At 40.6% G+C, this 18,329-nt stretch carries 4 protein-coding genes; all 4 read left to right on the forward strand.

Features of this window, described 5'->3' with window-relative positions; genetic code table 11:
- Positions 1-3 precede the first annotated feature (3 nt).
- Positions 4-936 carry a PorP/SprF family type IX secretion system membrane protein gene (locus tag EXIGUO8A_RS13180; protein WP_159303490.1) on the forward strand — a complete coding sequence of 311 codons (933 nt, stop codon included), beginning with the start codon at positions 4-6 and terminating at the stop codon, positions 934-936.
- Positions 937-946: 10 nt separating this feature from the next.
- The gene (locus EXIGUO8A_RS13185) at positions 947-2,884 is read left to right on the forward strand and encodes an OmpA family protein (protein ID WP_159303491.1); all 1,938 of its coding nucleotides are present in this window, start codon (positions 947-949) and stop codon (positions 2,882-2,884) included.
- Positions 2,885-3,626: 742 nt separating this feature from the next.
- Positions 3,627-17,348 (forward strand): Ig-like domain-containing protein, encoded by a 13,722-nt coding sequence (locus EXIGUO8A_RS13190; RefSeq protein ID WP_159303492.1) that lies wholly within the window; start codon positions 3,627-3,629, stop codon positions 17,346-17,348.
- Positions 17,349-17,380: 32 nt separating this feature from the next.
- Complete coding sequence (locus EXIGUO8A_RS13195; RefSeq protein ID WP_159303493.1) at positions 17,381-18,319, forward strand: PorP/SprF family type IX secretion system membrane protein; 939 nt, start codon at positions 17,381-17,383, stop codon at positions 18,317-18,319.
- The last annotated feature ends 10 nt before the right edge of the window (positions 18,320-18,329 follow it).

Consider the following 18,329-nt stretch of genomic DNA (forward strand, 5'->3'; position numbering starts at 1 on the left):
ATCATGAAAAAAATATTCATATCCATAGTACTCACAGTAGCTGTATTTGCAGTTTCAAATGCACAGCAAGATGCACAGTACACGCAATATATGTATAACACCATATCGGTTAATCCTGCATACGCTGGTTCTCGTGGGGTGTTAAGTATTGCTGCACTTCATCGTTCACAATGGGTGGGATTAGATGGAGCGCCAACTACACAGACACTTAATTTTCATACTCCTGTTTCTAATAATGTGGGCTTAGGTCTGTCTGTGGTAAACGATGAAATTGGTAATGGAACAAATCAAGACACGTACATAGATGCCGCATTTTCTTATACGGTACATATTTCTGAAGAAGGTAAATTATCTTTTGGACTTAAAGCAGGTGGGCATTTATTAAATGTAGATTTTACGAAACTTCGTAATTATGGCGCAGAAAGCAATATGCCGAATATCGATAATAAGTTCTCTCCTAACTTTGGTGCTGGTATCTATTACCATACCGACCGTTTTTACGCTGGGCTATCGGTCCCTAATTTTTTACAAACCGAGCATTTTGATAGTTCAGATTCAAACAGTTCAAGTTTGATCGCCCAAGAGCGAATGAACTTCTACCTGATAACAGGTTATGTGTTTGACCTAAAAAATAACGTGAAGTTTAAACCGGCAGCACTTGTAAAAGCGGTTAAAGGAGCTCCTTTGCAAATAGATTTAAGTGCTAATTTTCTATTTAATGATAAGTTCTCTTTAGGAGCTGCCTATAGATGGGATGCAGCATTGAGTGCACTTTTCGGTTTTCAGTTGAACGAGCAGTTGATGATAGGTTTGGCATACGATAAAGAAGTTACCGATCTTGGAGCTACAACTTTTAACGACGGTTCTTTTGAGATTATGCTGAGATATGAATTTTTAAAGAATTACAAACGAGTGATCACCCCAAGATTCTTTTAATAAAAACAACATGAAAAAAACTCGATATATATTTTGTGGCTTGGCGGTAATGGCTATAATGGCAAACGCTCAAGACAAAAAAATAAAGAAAGCTGATTCAAAATTTACAAGCTATGCTTATGCTTCGGCAATACGATCGTACGAAGAATTGGTCAAAGATGGGTATGCAGAAGAAGAGATATATAAGAATCTCGGTAACGCTAATTATCTGAATGCGAACTATGAAGAGGCGTCAAGCTGGTACGGGAAATTATTCGCACTGAAAAAAGCGGATTTCGACCCAGAATATATATACCGCTACGCACAGACATTGAAATCGTTGGGGAAATATAATGAATCCGATGAGTGGATGCAAAAATTTAAGGTAGCAAAAGCTTCGGATCAAAGGGCATTGGTGTTTGATCAAAATCAAAACTACCTAGAACAGATTGAAGTACGTTCTGGTAGGTATCAACTTAAGAATATAGGGTTGAATTCGAAGGTATCAGATTTTGCACCCTCGTTTTATGAGAAAGAATTAGTATTCTCAACCGCACGGGATAGTGGACTTATAACCAAGAATATTCATAAATGGAATAACGGATCGTTTCTAAATCTATATAAGGCAGTTCAAGATGACCAAGGCAATTTTACTAATGTGGACAGGCTTTCTAAAAAGCTGAATAAGAAAACACACGAATCTTCAACCGCATTTACCAAAGACGGACAAACGATGTATTTTACACGTAACAACTCAGTCGACGGTAAGTTTGAAAGGGATGAAGCCGGAGTGAGTAGATTAAAGATTTATAAAGCTACTTTGGTTGATGGAGAATGGAACAATATTGAAGAGCTCCCATTTAATGGGGACAGCTATTCGGTAGCTCACCCAACACTAAATAAAGAAGAAACAAAATTATATTTTGCTTCTGATATGCCGGGAACCAAAGGCGAATCGGATATTTATGTTGTTGAAATCAATAAAGACAATACTTTCGGTACGCCGAAGAATTTAGGACCAAGAATCAATACCGAAGCAAGGGAGACCTTTCCGTTCGTGACAGATTCAGATATTTTATATTTTTCATCTGATGGTCATCCGGGACTTGGAGGGCTAGACGTATTTGCAACCGACCTAAAAAATGAAAACGGAGAAGTCTTTAACGTTGGAAGACCTTTAAACGGAGAGGAAGATGACTTCTCTTATATTATTGATGTAGAGACCGGAAAAGGTTTTTTTGCATCCAATAGAAAAGGTGGGCAAGGTAACGACGACATTTATAGCTTCGTAGAATTGAAACCGTTAGATTTTACGTGCAATATTACAATAGCTGGTATTGTAACAGATGAAGAAACAAGAGCACCACTTAGCAATGTAGCAATAAATGTATTTGACAACGATAGTAAAAAATTATCTACTATTCAATCAGACGAGAATGGTGCATTCACGCTTGAAACCGAATGTAAAGAAGGTATTTTTAAAATCGTAGCAAGCAAGAATGATTACGATGAGGGCGAAAGTACCTTTGTAATAGAAAAGGGTGGAGATGTAAGTGATGTGGAGATCAAATTAACTCAAGTAGATAAATCTGCACCTTTAGGAACCGATCTTGCCAAATATTTAAATATAGAACCGATCTACTTTGATTTTGACAAATATTCTATTCGTGATGATGCACGGGCAAGTATCGACAAGGTATTGGCATATTTGAGCGAATTCCCGAAGATAAATATACAGGTGCGTTCTCATACCGATTCTCGTGCAAACGATCAATACAACCAATTATTATCGGATAATAGGGCAAAGGCAACCGCAGAATATCTAATCGAAAAAGGCATCTCAAGTGATAGAATTTCGTTTAAAGGTTATGGGGAAACAACACTTACAAATAGTTGTGACAACGCTGTTCCTTGTAGTAAAGATAACCATCAGCTAAACAGAAGATCTGAGTTTATTGTGGTGGAATAGAATATGAAAATCTCATGTATTGAAAGTGGATAGAAGCAATGCTTCTATCCACTTTTTTTATGGAATAAATTTTATTGAAATTCCTTTTTACGGATTATGGTTTTTAAATTAATAGAGATTTATTAAAATAATTTGTTACCATTATTAATTATTCTTCTTACAAAAAATATCTTAAAATCCATTTAGGGTTGAACATGATAGAAATTTACAGTTTCATGCAAATTTCCAACTCTTAAAAGGTCAATAGACATCGTTGTTGCTAATAATTCTTGCAACAAAAAGATTAGTTTAAGACCTTGTAACCCTTTTAAAATTAACATTTCATCGATTAAGTGCATTCTTTACACTTACAAACACATACAAAAAGAACTCTTTCACAACAATCTAGGGTATTCATGCAACAATGTTACATGTTTATTTTAATCCTACTTTATATTTAGGAAAAATTACTACAATTGTGTAGTCATTAGATTACAATTTGTGTACTTTAATAGTAGCTAAGAACATTAAAAAGTAAATTTCCTACAGGAGTCTTAATTGATAGAGTGAATTTAAGACCATTCAATATCGGTTATGACTTAAAGAAATAGGGGGTTATCAACCTAGTTAGAATATGAAAACATCCTACTTAAAAACACGCAAAATATTCGGCATTTTACCATTCAAAAATCAATCTTTTAAATCGAGAAGTGTATTCAATGTATTAAAAACGCTTCTGATTGTGATATCAAACCTATCATTCATGAAAAGTAAAAGTAGTTTTCAGCTATTATTTTCAGTCATTACATTGTTGTTAACTGGTATTGTAAAAGCACAAAATTTTGAAGAAGTTTCTATAATCAGTATATCGAGCGGAACCAATACTGATGCATATTTTAATGCTACTTCACCAACTATATCTTCATTAGCTTTTGTTAGAGTTCAAAAAATTAGCGGAGTAGGAAATAATGGTCAATTTGGTTATTCTAGCGCTGTAGATAACTTCTTTTATAGCAACCCTGGCAATAGCGGTACTAGTGCTCCATCAAGAATTAGAATCAGTTTTTTACAAGCAGATCAAACTACACTGATTCCTCTGAACGATTTTAGAATTATAATTAACGATATTGATGGTACACCGGCGCCTGCCGACCCCAATGTACCTATAGAGAATGAAGCTGTAGGTACGGATTGTGGTAATTCTGTCCGGTTTACGGCTACTGATATCCCTACAAATATTGATATAGATACTACACCACCTACACTTCTTTCTGCTGGTACGGAATCTGAAGCCAATGGTCCTGAAAGTAATTTAATGTTCGAGTTTAACGATATAAATTTTATAGAGTTTGATATTTATGCCAATCCTGGGTTTGTAAAAGAATTTGACCTTAACCAAAGTGAATATCAAATAAATACGTTTCTGTATTCGGTTTGTGTGGGCGATGCAGATGGTGATGGTGTTTTTGATAATGTTGATATAGATGATGACAATGACGGTATTTTAGATGTTGTAGAATCTAATGGTAATGATCCAAATGGTGATGCAGATGGTGACGGACTTCCAAATTTTCAAGATGTTTTAGATAATTCTGGTGACGGCGTGCCTACATATAATGCAAATGCCGATGGTAGTACAACCAACTACACCGATGCTAATTCTGATGGGGTTCCCGATGTTTTTGAAGCGAGTCAAGATAATGATAGCTATCCAAATCATTTAGATTTAGATTCCGATGATGACGGTATTCCAGATAATGTAGAGGCTCAGGCTTCAGGATCATACATAGCACCATCGGGTAATGATTCTGATGGCGATGGCTTAGACGATAATTATGAAGGTACAGGCAATCAAGGTCTTATTCCTATTAATACAGATGTAGCTTTTGCAACACCAGATAATGTCCCAGATTTTTTAGATCCAGATAGTGATAATGATGGTATCTCAGATGCTGTTGAAGCTTACGATACAAACGGAGATGATATACCAGAGATTACCTTATCGGGTAATGATACCGATTTAGATGGTATAGATGATAATTTTGATCAGAACGCTAACGGTATGGATGACCCCAATGCCGCAACCAACAATGGTCAAACTCCAAATTCATTTCCAGATGATGATCCCGCTGGTGGAGAAAGAGATTGGAGAGATCCAAGGGATAGTGACGGTGATGGAACTAGTGACAATGATGATACCGATGATGATAATGATACAATTTTAGATTTAGATGAATACCCTGGTCTTGATCCTTTTGGTGATGAAGATGGGGACGGAATTTTAAATTTTAAGGATATTAGCCAAGATGTAGGTAATACTGGCGACGGTTCTACTACCATATATACAGATGCCGATGGAAATGGAGTGCCCGATGCTTACGATGTTGATAATGATGGATTGCCTAATCATTTAGATATAGATAGTGATGGTGATGGTCATTTAGACGCTACGGATCCAAACCCTTATGCACCAACTGCTCAAGATGAAAGCGTTAATGCTACGTTAGGTGTGGCTACTAATATCAATATTTTAAGTAATGATGATTACTTACCAAATAATAATCCAAATAACCAAGGTACTACGACAATAACCAGAACTGGAGGTACTGCGGGTGGTACTGCGATTTTAGATGCTTTAACCGGTGAATTGGCGTACACTCCGTTAATAACGGAAAATGGGTCAACGGTAACGGTAATTTATCAAGTTTGTAACACGGATCCAGATCCAGATGTTTGTGAAATCGCAACAGTGAATATAACGGTAACCAATGATCCTGATACTGATGGTGATGGTACACCAGATTCCAGTGATGCCGATGATGATAACGATGGGGTTCTAGATGGTGATGATAATGCACCTTTTGATCCAAGTAGCTGTCAAGATTTGGATGGTGACGGCTGTGATGATTGTTCTGCAACGGCTAATAATGATTTTACTGTCGGCGATAATTTCGACCCTACTAATGACGGTACGGATACGGACGGAGATGGTTTATGTGACTCTGGTGACCCAGATGATGATAATGACGGAGTTCTAGATGGTGATGATAATGCACCTTTAGATCCAAGTAGCTGTCAAGATTTGGATAATGATGGTTGTGACGATTGTTCGGCAACCGCAAGTACTGATTTTTCAGCAGGTAATAACTTTGACCCTGCCAATGATGGTACGGATACTGACGGAGATGGTATTTGTGACTCTGGCGATACCGATGATGATAATGACGGAGTTTTAGATGGAAATGATAACGCACCTTTAGACCCTAGTAGCTGTCAAGATTTGGATGGTGACGGCTGTGACGATTGTTCTGCAACGGCAAGCAACGATTTTACAGGAGGTAATAATTTTGATCCTGCTAATGATGGCATAGATACCGATGGTGATGGATTATGTGATTCTGGTGATGCCGATGATGATAATGACGGGGTTCTGGATGGAAATGACAATGCACCTTTAGACCCAAGTAGCTGTCAAGATTTGGATGGCGATGGTTGCGATGATTGTTCCGCAACAGCAAATACTGATTTTTCTGTTGGAAATAATTTTGATACGGATAACGACGGCACCGATACCGATGGAGATGGTATTTGTGATTCAGGCGATGCCGATGATGATAACGACGGAGTTCTAGACGGTGATGATAATGCGCCCCTTGATCCAAGTAGTTGTCAAGATTTAGATGGTGATGGTTGTGACGATTGTTCGGCAACAGCTAGTAACGATTTTTCGGTAGGTAATAATTTTGATACCTCTAATGACGGTACCGATACCGATGGTGATGGATTATGTGATTCTGGCGACCAAGATGATGATAATGATGGAGTTCTAGATGGTGATGATAATGCACCTTTAGATCCAAGCAGTTGTCAAGATTTGGATGGTGATGGTTGTGATGATTGTTCTGCAACATCAAGCATAGATTTTTCCGCAGGACCCAACTTTGATACTGATAATGACGGTGTAGATACCGACGCAGATGGTATATGTGATGCTAGTGACCCCGATGATGATAATGATGGTGTAGCCGATGGTTCGGATGCAGACCCATTAGATCCTTCTGTTTGTCAAGATTTAGATAGCGATGGTTGCGATGATTGTTCGGCAACGGCTAGTACAGATTTTTCCGCCGGTAATAATTTTGATCCTTCAAATGATGGTACGGATACCGATGGTGATGGAATTTGTGATACTAGTGACCCCGATGATGATAATGATGGTGTAGCCGATGGCTCGGATGCAGCTCCATTAGATCCTTCTGTATGTCAAGATTTAGATGGTGATGGCTGTGATGATTGTTCTGCCACGGCAAATAACGATTTTTCTGCAGGAAATAATTTCGACCCTTCTAATGATGGTACCGATACCGATGGCGATGGAATTTGTGATGACAGTGACCCCGATGATGATAATGACGGAGTTTTGGATGGTGACGATAATGCTCCTTTAGACCCAAGTAGTTGTCAAGATTTGGATGGTGATGGTTGTGACGATTGTTCCGCAACGGCTAGTACTGATTTTACTGCAGGCGCTAATTTTGATACGGATACTGACGGTACCGATACCGATGGTGACGGAATTTGCGATTCTAGTGACCCCGATGATGATAACGATGGCGTTGCCGATGGCTCGGATGCTGCCCCGTTAGACCCTTCCATTTGTCAAGATTTAGATAGCGACGGTTGTGATGATTGTTCTGCTAATGCAAGTACTGATTTTACGGCGGGCGCTAATTTTGATACGGATAATGATGGTACCGATACCGATGGTGATGGTATTTGTGATTCTTCAGATTTAGATGATGATAATGATGGCGTAGCCGATGGCTCGGATGCTGCTCCTTTAGACCCATCCATTTGTCAAGATTTGGATGGTGATGGTTGTGACGATTGTTCGGCAACAGCAAGTACTGACTTTTCCGCAGGTGATAATTATGAACCTTCCAACGATGGTACGGATACTGATGGTGATGGTTTATGTGACTCTGGTGATCCCGATGATGATAATGATGGTGTGCCCGATGGCTCAGATACTGCCCCGTTAGACCCTTCCATTTGTCAAGATTCTGATGGTGATGGTTGTGATGATTGTTCCGCAACCGCAAACAATGATTTTACTGCGGGCGCTAATTTTGACCCTGCCAATGATGGTACTGATACCGATGGTGATGGTTTATGTGACTTTAGTGATCCTGATGATGATAATGATGGCGTAGCAGATGGTTCTGATACTAATCCTTTAGACCCTTCCGTTTGTCAAGATTTGGATGGCGATGGTTGTGATGATTGTGGTGCAACGGCAAGTACTGATTTTACGGCTGGAGCTAATTTTGATCCTGATAATGACGGTATAGACACAGATGGTGATGGAATATGTAATACTAATGATGAAGATGATGATAATGATGGTATTCTTGATACTGTTGAAGGAACAACCGATTTTGATAATGACGGTATTCCTAATAATGAAGATTTAGATAGTGATAATGACGGTATTCCAGATGTCGTAGAGACAGGTAATGGAAGTTTAGATATCGATGGTAATGGGTCTATAGACCCAAGTGAAAGCGATCCAGGCTCTAATGGTATTCCTGATTCTGCAGAAGATGGAGGTGTTGATGGAAACGGAGTTTCTGCGGTTCCTGTTAATAGTGATAATACCGGAGGTGCCAATTACTTGGATATTGATTCTGATAATGATGGTATTCAAGATTTGGTAGAATCTCAAACCGATGCCGGTCTGGTTCAATTATCGGACAATGATAGTGATAACGATGGTATCGATGATGTTTTTGATGCAGATAACGGAGGTAGCTTTACCAATACATTGGTAAACACTGACAGTGATTCGCATCCAGATTATTTAGATTTGGATAGTGATGATGATGGAATTATAGATAACATAGAATGGCAATCAACTTCGGGTTATTTGAGTCCTTCTACAGATTCTGACGGTAACGGTTTGGCAGATAATTACGAAGTGGTTCCTGCCGGTTCTGGTGAGTCTATTAATCAACCTGAAAATTCCGATGGACAAGGTAGCCCAGATTTTAGAGATTTAGATTCTGACAATGATGGTGTAAGCGATTATGTAGAAGCATATGACACAGATGCGGATAATACGGCAGATACTCCAATTTCCGGTGTAGATTCCGATAATGATGGTTTAGATGATAATTTCGATTTAAGTATTAGTGCACCAAATGGAATTGCAGATGCAAATGGGGCAACGAATAACAATCAAGATGTAGATAATTTTCCGAATGATCAAGATCCCTTTACCAGTGAAGTAGATTTTAGGGATGCCAATGTGCATTTAACACCTATAGATACTGATGGTGATGGTGTTAATAATGATTTGGACAAGGATAATGACAATGATGGTATTTTGGATTATGTGGAATCATTAGGTTTTGAACCTACGGATACTAAAGGAGATGAATGTGGTATACCGCCAGGATCTTTTACAGGTGGATCATATATAGCGGCTACAGGTAGTGGTGCGGGCACTGTAGGTGCCGAGTATCGTTTTTCAACTGTGGTTACCTCGTCTCTAGGGGTATTAGATGCAATTGTTGCCATTACCGATATAAACAATGCAACCTTAACTTCTATTGATAATGGTGGTTTTGGTAGTGATGATGCTTGGCAACCTAGTTTTGATGTAGGTGGTGGTGTAGGTGCTGTTGGTAGTATTACTTTCAATATTAGGTTGGTGGCAACAGGAACAGATTTTCAAGTAAATCTAATTCGTTTTGGTGGTGTAATTTATGATATTGACGGTGCCAATACCGAAGAAAGTGTAACCTTGGCTCAACCAGGCTTGTATGCTGTAGATAGTAATACATTACTAAATATTTCAGAAAACGCTGCTACGGGAACAACTACTTTTGAAGGTCCCGCGCAAACATGGTCAGGAGTTGACTTTGGACCAAAACTTGCCGTTTATTTCAATTATTATGATACTACTAACTTTACGGTAACCTTCTCAGGTGAGTTGCAATCAGGTTTTTCATCCAATGATTATTTAGGGTCTATATTGTTTCAAACTTGTGATATTAACGGATTATTTACACCTACAAATACTACATCGGCAGTAAATTCGGCCGGTACGCCTTCAGGTGAAACATCTGGTCCGGGTACAGCTCCTGTGTATACCATTAACGAAGGTATTGATAGTGATAATGATGGTATAGAAGATCATTTGGATATTGATTCTGATAACGATGGTATTCCAGATAATGTTGAAGCGCAAACTACAAGTGGTTACGTTGCAAGAAATGCCAATACAGATGGCAATGGAAATGATGATACCGATGGTGATGGTTTAGGAGACGAGTATGAAGGTACAGGTGATGAAGGCGTCTCACCAATAGATACGGATGGCGATGGAATTCCAGATTATTTGGATTTGGATACCGATGGTGACGGACTTTCGGATACCGAAGAAGCTGGTTTTACTGCGGCATCCAATAATTTAGATAATGATCACGATGGTTTGTTTGATGACTATGATGATGTCGATACTACAGGTTTACCGTTCGATTCTAACGATGATCAAGATAATGGTGCATCAGATTTACCAAATATAGCTGTGACCACAACTCCTGAAGTAGATTATAGAGAAAATGCTATAGATGATAATGATTTGGATGGCATCGCTGATTCTGCTGATTTAGATGATGATAATGACGGAATCTTGGATACTTTAGAAAGTCCTTCAGGTATAGACCCAAGTGCCGATGATGACTCTGACGGAATTTTAAATTATAGAGATACTGATTTGGGTGTCGATGCAAATGGTGATGGTATTGTAGATGATTTTGATACCGATGGTGATGGAGTACCTAATCATTTCGATTTAGATGCCGATAATGACGGAATTTATGATATTGTAGAATCGGGTAGTGGACAAGCGTTTACTGATGGTCTATTAGATAGCGATGTTGGTACAGATGGTATTCCAGATTCGGTTCAAGCAAGCGGTCAACAAGATAGTGGTACTGTAAATTATACGGTATTAGATTCGGAGACAACTCCAGATGGTATTGCCGATTTCTTGGAATTGGATGCGGATGGCGATTTATGTAATGATGTGCTAGAAGCAGGGTTTACCGATGATAATGGCGACGGAATTTTAGGAGACGGAGCTCTGGTAGTAGACGCAGATGGTGTTGTAACTGGTACCAACGTGGTGGACGGATATACCGAACCAAATAATGTAGATAGTGCTACAAATACAGATTTCGATTTTCAACAGCCAGGGGAAACTCCAACTATAGCATCAAGCGCAGATCAACCACAAGATGTATTGACAAATGGTAGTTCTCCAGAAACATTCACCGCTACGGCATCAGGAATCTCATTAGCATACCAATGGGAGGTAGACGATCAGCTAGGTGGTGGTTTTGTAGCTATCGATGATGCCAATGGTACGGATATTTATACAGGCAGTACAACAGAAACCCTAACACTAACAGGTGCTACCGTTGCCGAAGACGGATTTGAATACCGAGTTATAATTACCGATTTAACTTTTGTATGTTCTCCTCTTACTTCTGATGCGGCTTTACTTACGATTGATGTAACTGCGCCAACAATAGCAATAAATGTAGTTGCTGCCGATGATATTATCAATGCGGTTGAAGACGATAGTGATGTTACTATTAGTGGTACGACTACAGGAGCCGAAGACGGTCAGATCGTAACAGTAGTTTTAAACGGGCACACGTATACTACTACAGTAACCGGTGGTGTATGGTCGTTAGATGTACCGGCAGTAGATGTACAGGCATTGAATGATACTGAAACCATAACTGCAGATGTAAGTGATTTGGCGGGGAATCCTGCAGTACAGGCAACACGAGATATTGTACATGATGATACGGCACCTACAATTACCATTGATGTGGTTTCTACAGATGATATTATTAGTGCCCTTGAAGATGATAGTGATGTTACTATTAGTGGTACGACCACCGGGGCTGAAGATGGTCAGACCGTAACAGTAGTTCTAAATGGAGAAACATACACGACTACGGTAACTAGCGATGCATGGACTTTAGATATGCCAGCGACAGATGCCCAAGCGTTGGACCCTTCCGAAACCATAACTGCAGACGTGAGTGATTTAGCCGGTAATCCTGCAACACAAACTACACGAGATATAGCACATGATGTAACTGCACCTACAATTGCAATCAACGTGGTGTCGGGCGATGATGTGATAAATGCTTTGGAGGATGATACAGATGTAACAATTAATGGTACTACAGATGCCGAAGATGGACAGACGGTTACTGTCGTATTGAACGGAGAAACCTATACGACTACCGCAACTAGTGGTACATGGACTTTAGAGGTACCCGCGGCAGACGCTCAGGCGTTGGATGCTTTAGAAACAATAACTGCAGATGTTAGTGATGTAGCTGGTAACCCTGCAACACAGGCTACACGAGATATTGAACATGATGTAACCGTACCAACAATTATAATAAATGTGGTAGCTACTGATGATATTATCAATGCAGTTGAAGACGATAACGATGTGACCATAAATGGAACAACTACAGATGTTGAAGACGGTCAAACAGTTACGGTAACCTTAAATGGTCAAACTTATACGACTACGGTATCAAGTGGAACATGGAGTTTTGACTTACCTGCTGCAGATGCTCAGGCATTGGGTACGACCCGAACAATAACGGCAGATGTGAGCAATGATGCTGGTAACCCTGCAGTTCAAGCAACGCGAGATGTTGAACACGATGCGATTGCTCCAACAATAGCAATTAATGTGGTATCTACTGATGATATTATTAATGCCCTTGAAGATGATACTGATGTCACCATTAGTGGAAGCACGACTGGAGCCGAAGACGGTCAGACTGTAACAGTGGTATTGAACGGACAAACATATACGACCACGGTAACAGGTAGTACTTGGAGTTTTGATTTACCTGCAGCAGATGCCCAAGTATTGGATGCTTTAGAAACCATAACTGCAGATGTCAGTGATGTAGCGGGTAACCCTGCAACACAGGCTACACGAGATATTGAACATGATGTAACGGCTCCGACAATCACAATTGATGTTGTATCGGGCGATGATGTTATCAATGCAGTTGAAGATGACACTGATGTAACCATAAGTGGTACAACAACAGATGCCGAAAACGGTCAGACTGTAACGGTTGTATTGAATAGTCAGACGCACACTACAACGGTAACCGGTGGCACTTGGAGTTTTGATTTACCTGCGGCAGATGCCCAAGCATTAGACCCTAATGAAACAATTACAGCAGATGTAAGTGATGTTGCTGGTAACCCTGCAATTCAGGCGACAAGAGATATCGAACATGATGTCACTGCACCTACCATTACGATAGATGTAGTTACTACCGATGATATTATCAATGCGGTTGAAGACGATACGGACGTAACCATCAGTGGCACAACAACAGATGCCGAAGACGGTCAAACCGTTACGGTAATTTTACATGGACAAGCGTATACCACTACGGTTACAGGAGGAGTATGGAGTTTGGACTTGCCAGCAGCAGCTGCTCAAGCATTGGGTGTAACGGAAACGATTACGGCAGATGTAAGTGATGCAGCCGGTAACCCTGCCACTCAAGCATCCAGAGTTATTACACATGATGTAACTGCCCCAACTATAGCAATAGATGTAGTATCTACCGATGATATTATTAATGCTATTGAAGACGACACAGATGTTACTATTAGTGGTACCACTACGGGTTCAGAAGACGGTCAGACTGTAACTGTAGAGTTGAACGGACAAACATACACTACAACAGTAACAGGTGGAATATGGAGTTTTGATTTGCCTGCGGCAGATGCCCAAGCATTGGATGTTACGGAAACGATTACTGCAGACGTGAGTGATTTAGCGGGTAACCCTGCAACACAGGCAACCAGAGATATTGAACATGATGTCACTGCGCCAACAATAACAATTGATGTAGTATCTGGAGACGATGTTATAAATGCTTTGGAAGATGACTCTGATGTAACTATTAGTGGAACAACAACAGGTGCCGAAGACGGTCAAACCGTAACTGTAGTTTTAGACGGACAAACATATACGACTACTGTAACAGGAGGAATATGGAGTATTGACTTGCCCGCAGCAGCAGCTCAAGCATTAGGCGCAACGGAAACCATTACGGCAGATGTAAGTGATTTGGCGGGTAACCCAGCAACACAGGCAACACGAGATATAGAGCATGATGTTACGGCTCCGACAATTGCAATAGATGTTGTATCGGGCGATGACATTATCAGTGCTGTTGAAGATGATAGTGATGTGACTATTAGCGGAACCACTACAGATGCTGAAGATGGTCAGACTGTAACGGTTATATTAAATGGACAGACGTACACTACAACGGTAACTGGAGGAACATGGAGTTTTGATTTACCTGCAGCAGATGCACAGGCATTAAATCCTTTGGAAGCGATTACGGCAGATGTTAGTGATTTGGCAGGTAACCCTGCAACACAAGCAACACGAGATATTATTCATGATGATACCGCTCCGGTAATCACAATAGATGTGGTTTCTACAGATGATATTATAAATGAATTTGAGCAAAATAGTGATGTTACCATCAGTGGTACTGCAGATGCCGAAGATGGTCAAACTGTAACGGTTACCTTAAATGGTCAAACCTATACAACTACGGTAATAGGTGGCACATGGAGCCTAGATGTTCCGGCAGTAGACGTCCAAGCTTTAGACCCTAATGAAACGATTACTGCAGATGTAAGCGATTTAGCAGGTAACCCTGCAACACAAGCTACTAGAGATATTGAACATGATGTTACCGCTCCTGTAATTACGATTGATGTAGTTGCTTTAGATGATGTTGTCAACTCGATTGAAGATGATAGCGATGTTATTATCAATGGTACTACAGATGCTGAAGATGGTCAAATAGTGACCGTTTTATTAGATGGACAAACATACACGACAACGGTAACCGGAGGAACATGGAGTTTTGATCTACCTGCAGCTGCAGCCCAAGCATTGGGTGTAACGGAAACGATTACGGCAGATGTTAGTGATTTGGCTGGTAATCCTGCAACACAGGCAACACGAGATGTTGAGCATGATGTCACTGCGCCAACAATCGCAATAGATGTGGTTTCTACAGATGATATCATTAACGCTGTGGAAGATGATAGTGATGTTACCATCAATGGTACTTCAGATGCCGAAGATGGTCAAACAGTTACAGTGGTGTTGAATGGACAAACATATACAACAACGGTAACTGGTGGCACTTGGAGTTTAGATATACCTGCGACTGATGCTCAGGCATTAAATGCAAATGAAACGATTACTGCTAATGTAAATGATATATCCGGTAACCCTGCTGTTGAAGCTACACGCGATATTGAACATGATGTCACGGCACCAATGATAAGCATCAATGTAGTATCTATCGATGATATTATTAATGCGGTCGAAGACGATAGTGACGTTATCATCAATGGTATTACAGATGCCGAAGACGGTCAAACCGTAACGGTAACCTTGAACGGACAAACCTACACTACTTTGGTAACAGGTGGTACTTGGAGTTTAGACGTGCCAGCTGCAGATGTACAGGCATTAGATGCAAACGAAACCATTACTGCAGATGTAAGTAATGTAGCCGGTAATCCTGCTATTCAGGCGATAAGAGATATCGAACATGATGTAACTCCGCCAACAATAATTATAGATGTTGTATCTAACGATGATGTTATCAGTGGAATTGAAGATGATAATGATGTTACTATTAGTGGTACTACAGATGCCGAGGATGGTCAAACCGTAACGGTAACCTTGAACGGTCAAACTTATACAACAACAGTTACCGGTGGCGTTTGGAGTTTAGATGTACCTGCAGCAGATGCACAGGCGTTGGATGTTAATGAAACCATCACTGCAGATGTGAGTGATTTGGCAGGAAACCCTGCTGCGCAAGATAGTCGCGATATTGTTCATGATGTTATTATTGACATTGAGATAAATACTCCAATAGAAATAGATAATATTGTTAATGAAGCGGAAGATAACGACGTGATAATCTCAGGTGTAACCACAGGGGTTGAAGACAATCAAACGGTAACCGTTATTTTAGATGATGGTGTAAATTCTGTTACTACAACAGCAACGGTTACTGCTGGGACCTGGACGGCTAATGAAGCGGATATTTCCGGATTAAACAATGGTCCGATATCGGTCAATGCTGTGGTTTCTGATCTTGCAGGTAATACTGCCGATGACTTAGAATCAATAGTGCTCAATACTACGGCTCCTAGTGCCGATAGTTTTAGCACTTCGGATGTCACTCCGGTAGTAACTGGGCAAGGTGACGCTAACGAAAGTCTTGTAGTTGAATTGGATACTAATGGTGATAATATAGTTGATGTAACCTATAGTGTGACAGTTGATCCAAATGGTGATTGGAGTATAGATACCGGTTCCGCTACTCCTGATAGTGGTAGTCTTACTGCTCTTTCTGATGAAGATGTTATACAAGTTATTGTAACGGATGAAGCCGGTAATTCAGGGACTGGTACGGTGACCATTTCAGAGGATACTGATAATGATGGATTAACGAACAGCGAAGAAGCTGCTTTAGGAACGGACCCCAATGACCCTGATTCAGATGGGGACGGTATCAACGATGGTCAAGAAGTAAACGTTGATACTACAGATCCTTTAGACGATTGTGACCATGTAGATGGTACTCCATTGGGTACTAGCGATTGTGACGATGATGGTTTGTCCACCGATGAGGAAACGGCATTGGGTACTGATCCGAACAACCCGGATACCGATAACGATGGACTTACGGACGGGGAGGAAGTAGATTTGGGTACGGACCCATTGAACCCTGATTCAGACGGCGACGGTATAAACGACGGGCAAGAAGTATTGGACAATACCGACCCTTTAGATGCTTGTGATTCGATTGGCGGTAGTCCGATAGGTACATCCGATTGTGATGAAGACGGATTGACGACCGATGAGGAGAACTCGTTGGGTACGGACCCTGAAAATGAGGATACCGATGGCGACGGTATCAACGATGGCCAGGAAATACAGGGCAACACCGATCCTTTGGATGGTTGTAGTTCTATTGGCGGTACACCACCTGCAGGTGTAGCATGCGATATCAGCATAGAGAGCGATCTGATCAACCCGAATACGAATAATGGTGTCTTTATCATCAATAACATTGAATCGTTCCCAAATAATACGGTACGTATTTATAATAGATGGGGCGTGCTGGTCTTTGAGATGAATGGGTATGATAACAACGGTAATGCTTTTAGAGGTATTTCGAACGGTAGGGTCACTGTCAAAAAGAACGATGAACTTCCGGTAGGGGTGTATTTCTATATTATCGATTATGCGAATGGAGAACAGTCAAAATCAATGAACGGTTACCTATATATCAACAGATAAGGGAAGGATATCCTACAACATTAAAATTAACTATGAAGAATTTATTAATAACCATACTATTATTTTCGGCATCCTTTTGGGGCGTATATGCCCAGCAAGATGCCCAGTACACACAATATATGTACAATACGGTAGCGGTGAACCCAGCCTATGCCGGTTCTAGAGGGGTGCTGAGTATAGCCGCCCTGCACCGTTCCCAATGGGTAGGTCTGGACGGTGCGCCTACAACACAGACCCTTAATGTGCATAGCCCTATTTCCGGTCGAGTGGGTCTGGGACTTTCCATAGTAAACGACGAGATAGGTAACGGTACCAATCAAGATACCTATTTCGATGCGGTATTCTCGTATACAGTGCCTACATCGGAAGAAGGAAAGCTCTCCTTTGGGTTAAAGGCGGGAGGTCATTTTCTGAATATCGATTTTAACAGGTTGAGAAATTATGATCCGTCCAATGCCGCTATCGGTCAAACGAACATCGATAATAAGTTCTCCCCTAATTTCGGGGCGGGAGTGTATTACCATACCGAACAATTCTATGCGGGACTTTCAGTTCCCAATTTTCTTGAGACCGAACATTTTGATTCTGGCGGCAACAGTAATTCGTACATAGCCCAAGAGCGCATGAACTGGTATTTGATAACGGGGTATGTCTTTGATATCAATCCCGATCTGAAATTAAAACCGGCATTGCTCTTTAAGGCTGTTGAAGGAGCTCCTTTACAGGCAGATCTTTCGGCGACGGTTTTATTGGATGATACGTTTTCGTTGGGAGCTGCCTATAGATGGGATGCGGCGATGAGTGCCCTTGTCGGGTTTCAGCTGAACGAAAAACTAATGCTGGGGCTCGCATATGACCGAGAGATAACGGAATTGGGAAGCACCTCGTTCAACGATGGATCTTTCGAAATCTTTTTAAGGTTTGAATTTTTAACCCGCTATAAAAACATTCTTGCACCAAGATTCTTTTAAACTAATAAAT

The organism is Maribacter litoralis, from assembly GCF_902506355.1.
Taxonomy (GTDB): domain Bacteria; phylum Bacteroidota; class Bacteroidia; order Flavobacteriales; family Flavobacteriaceae; genus Maribacter; species Maribacter litoralis.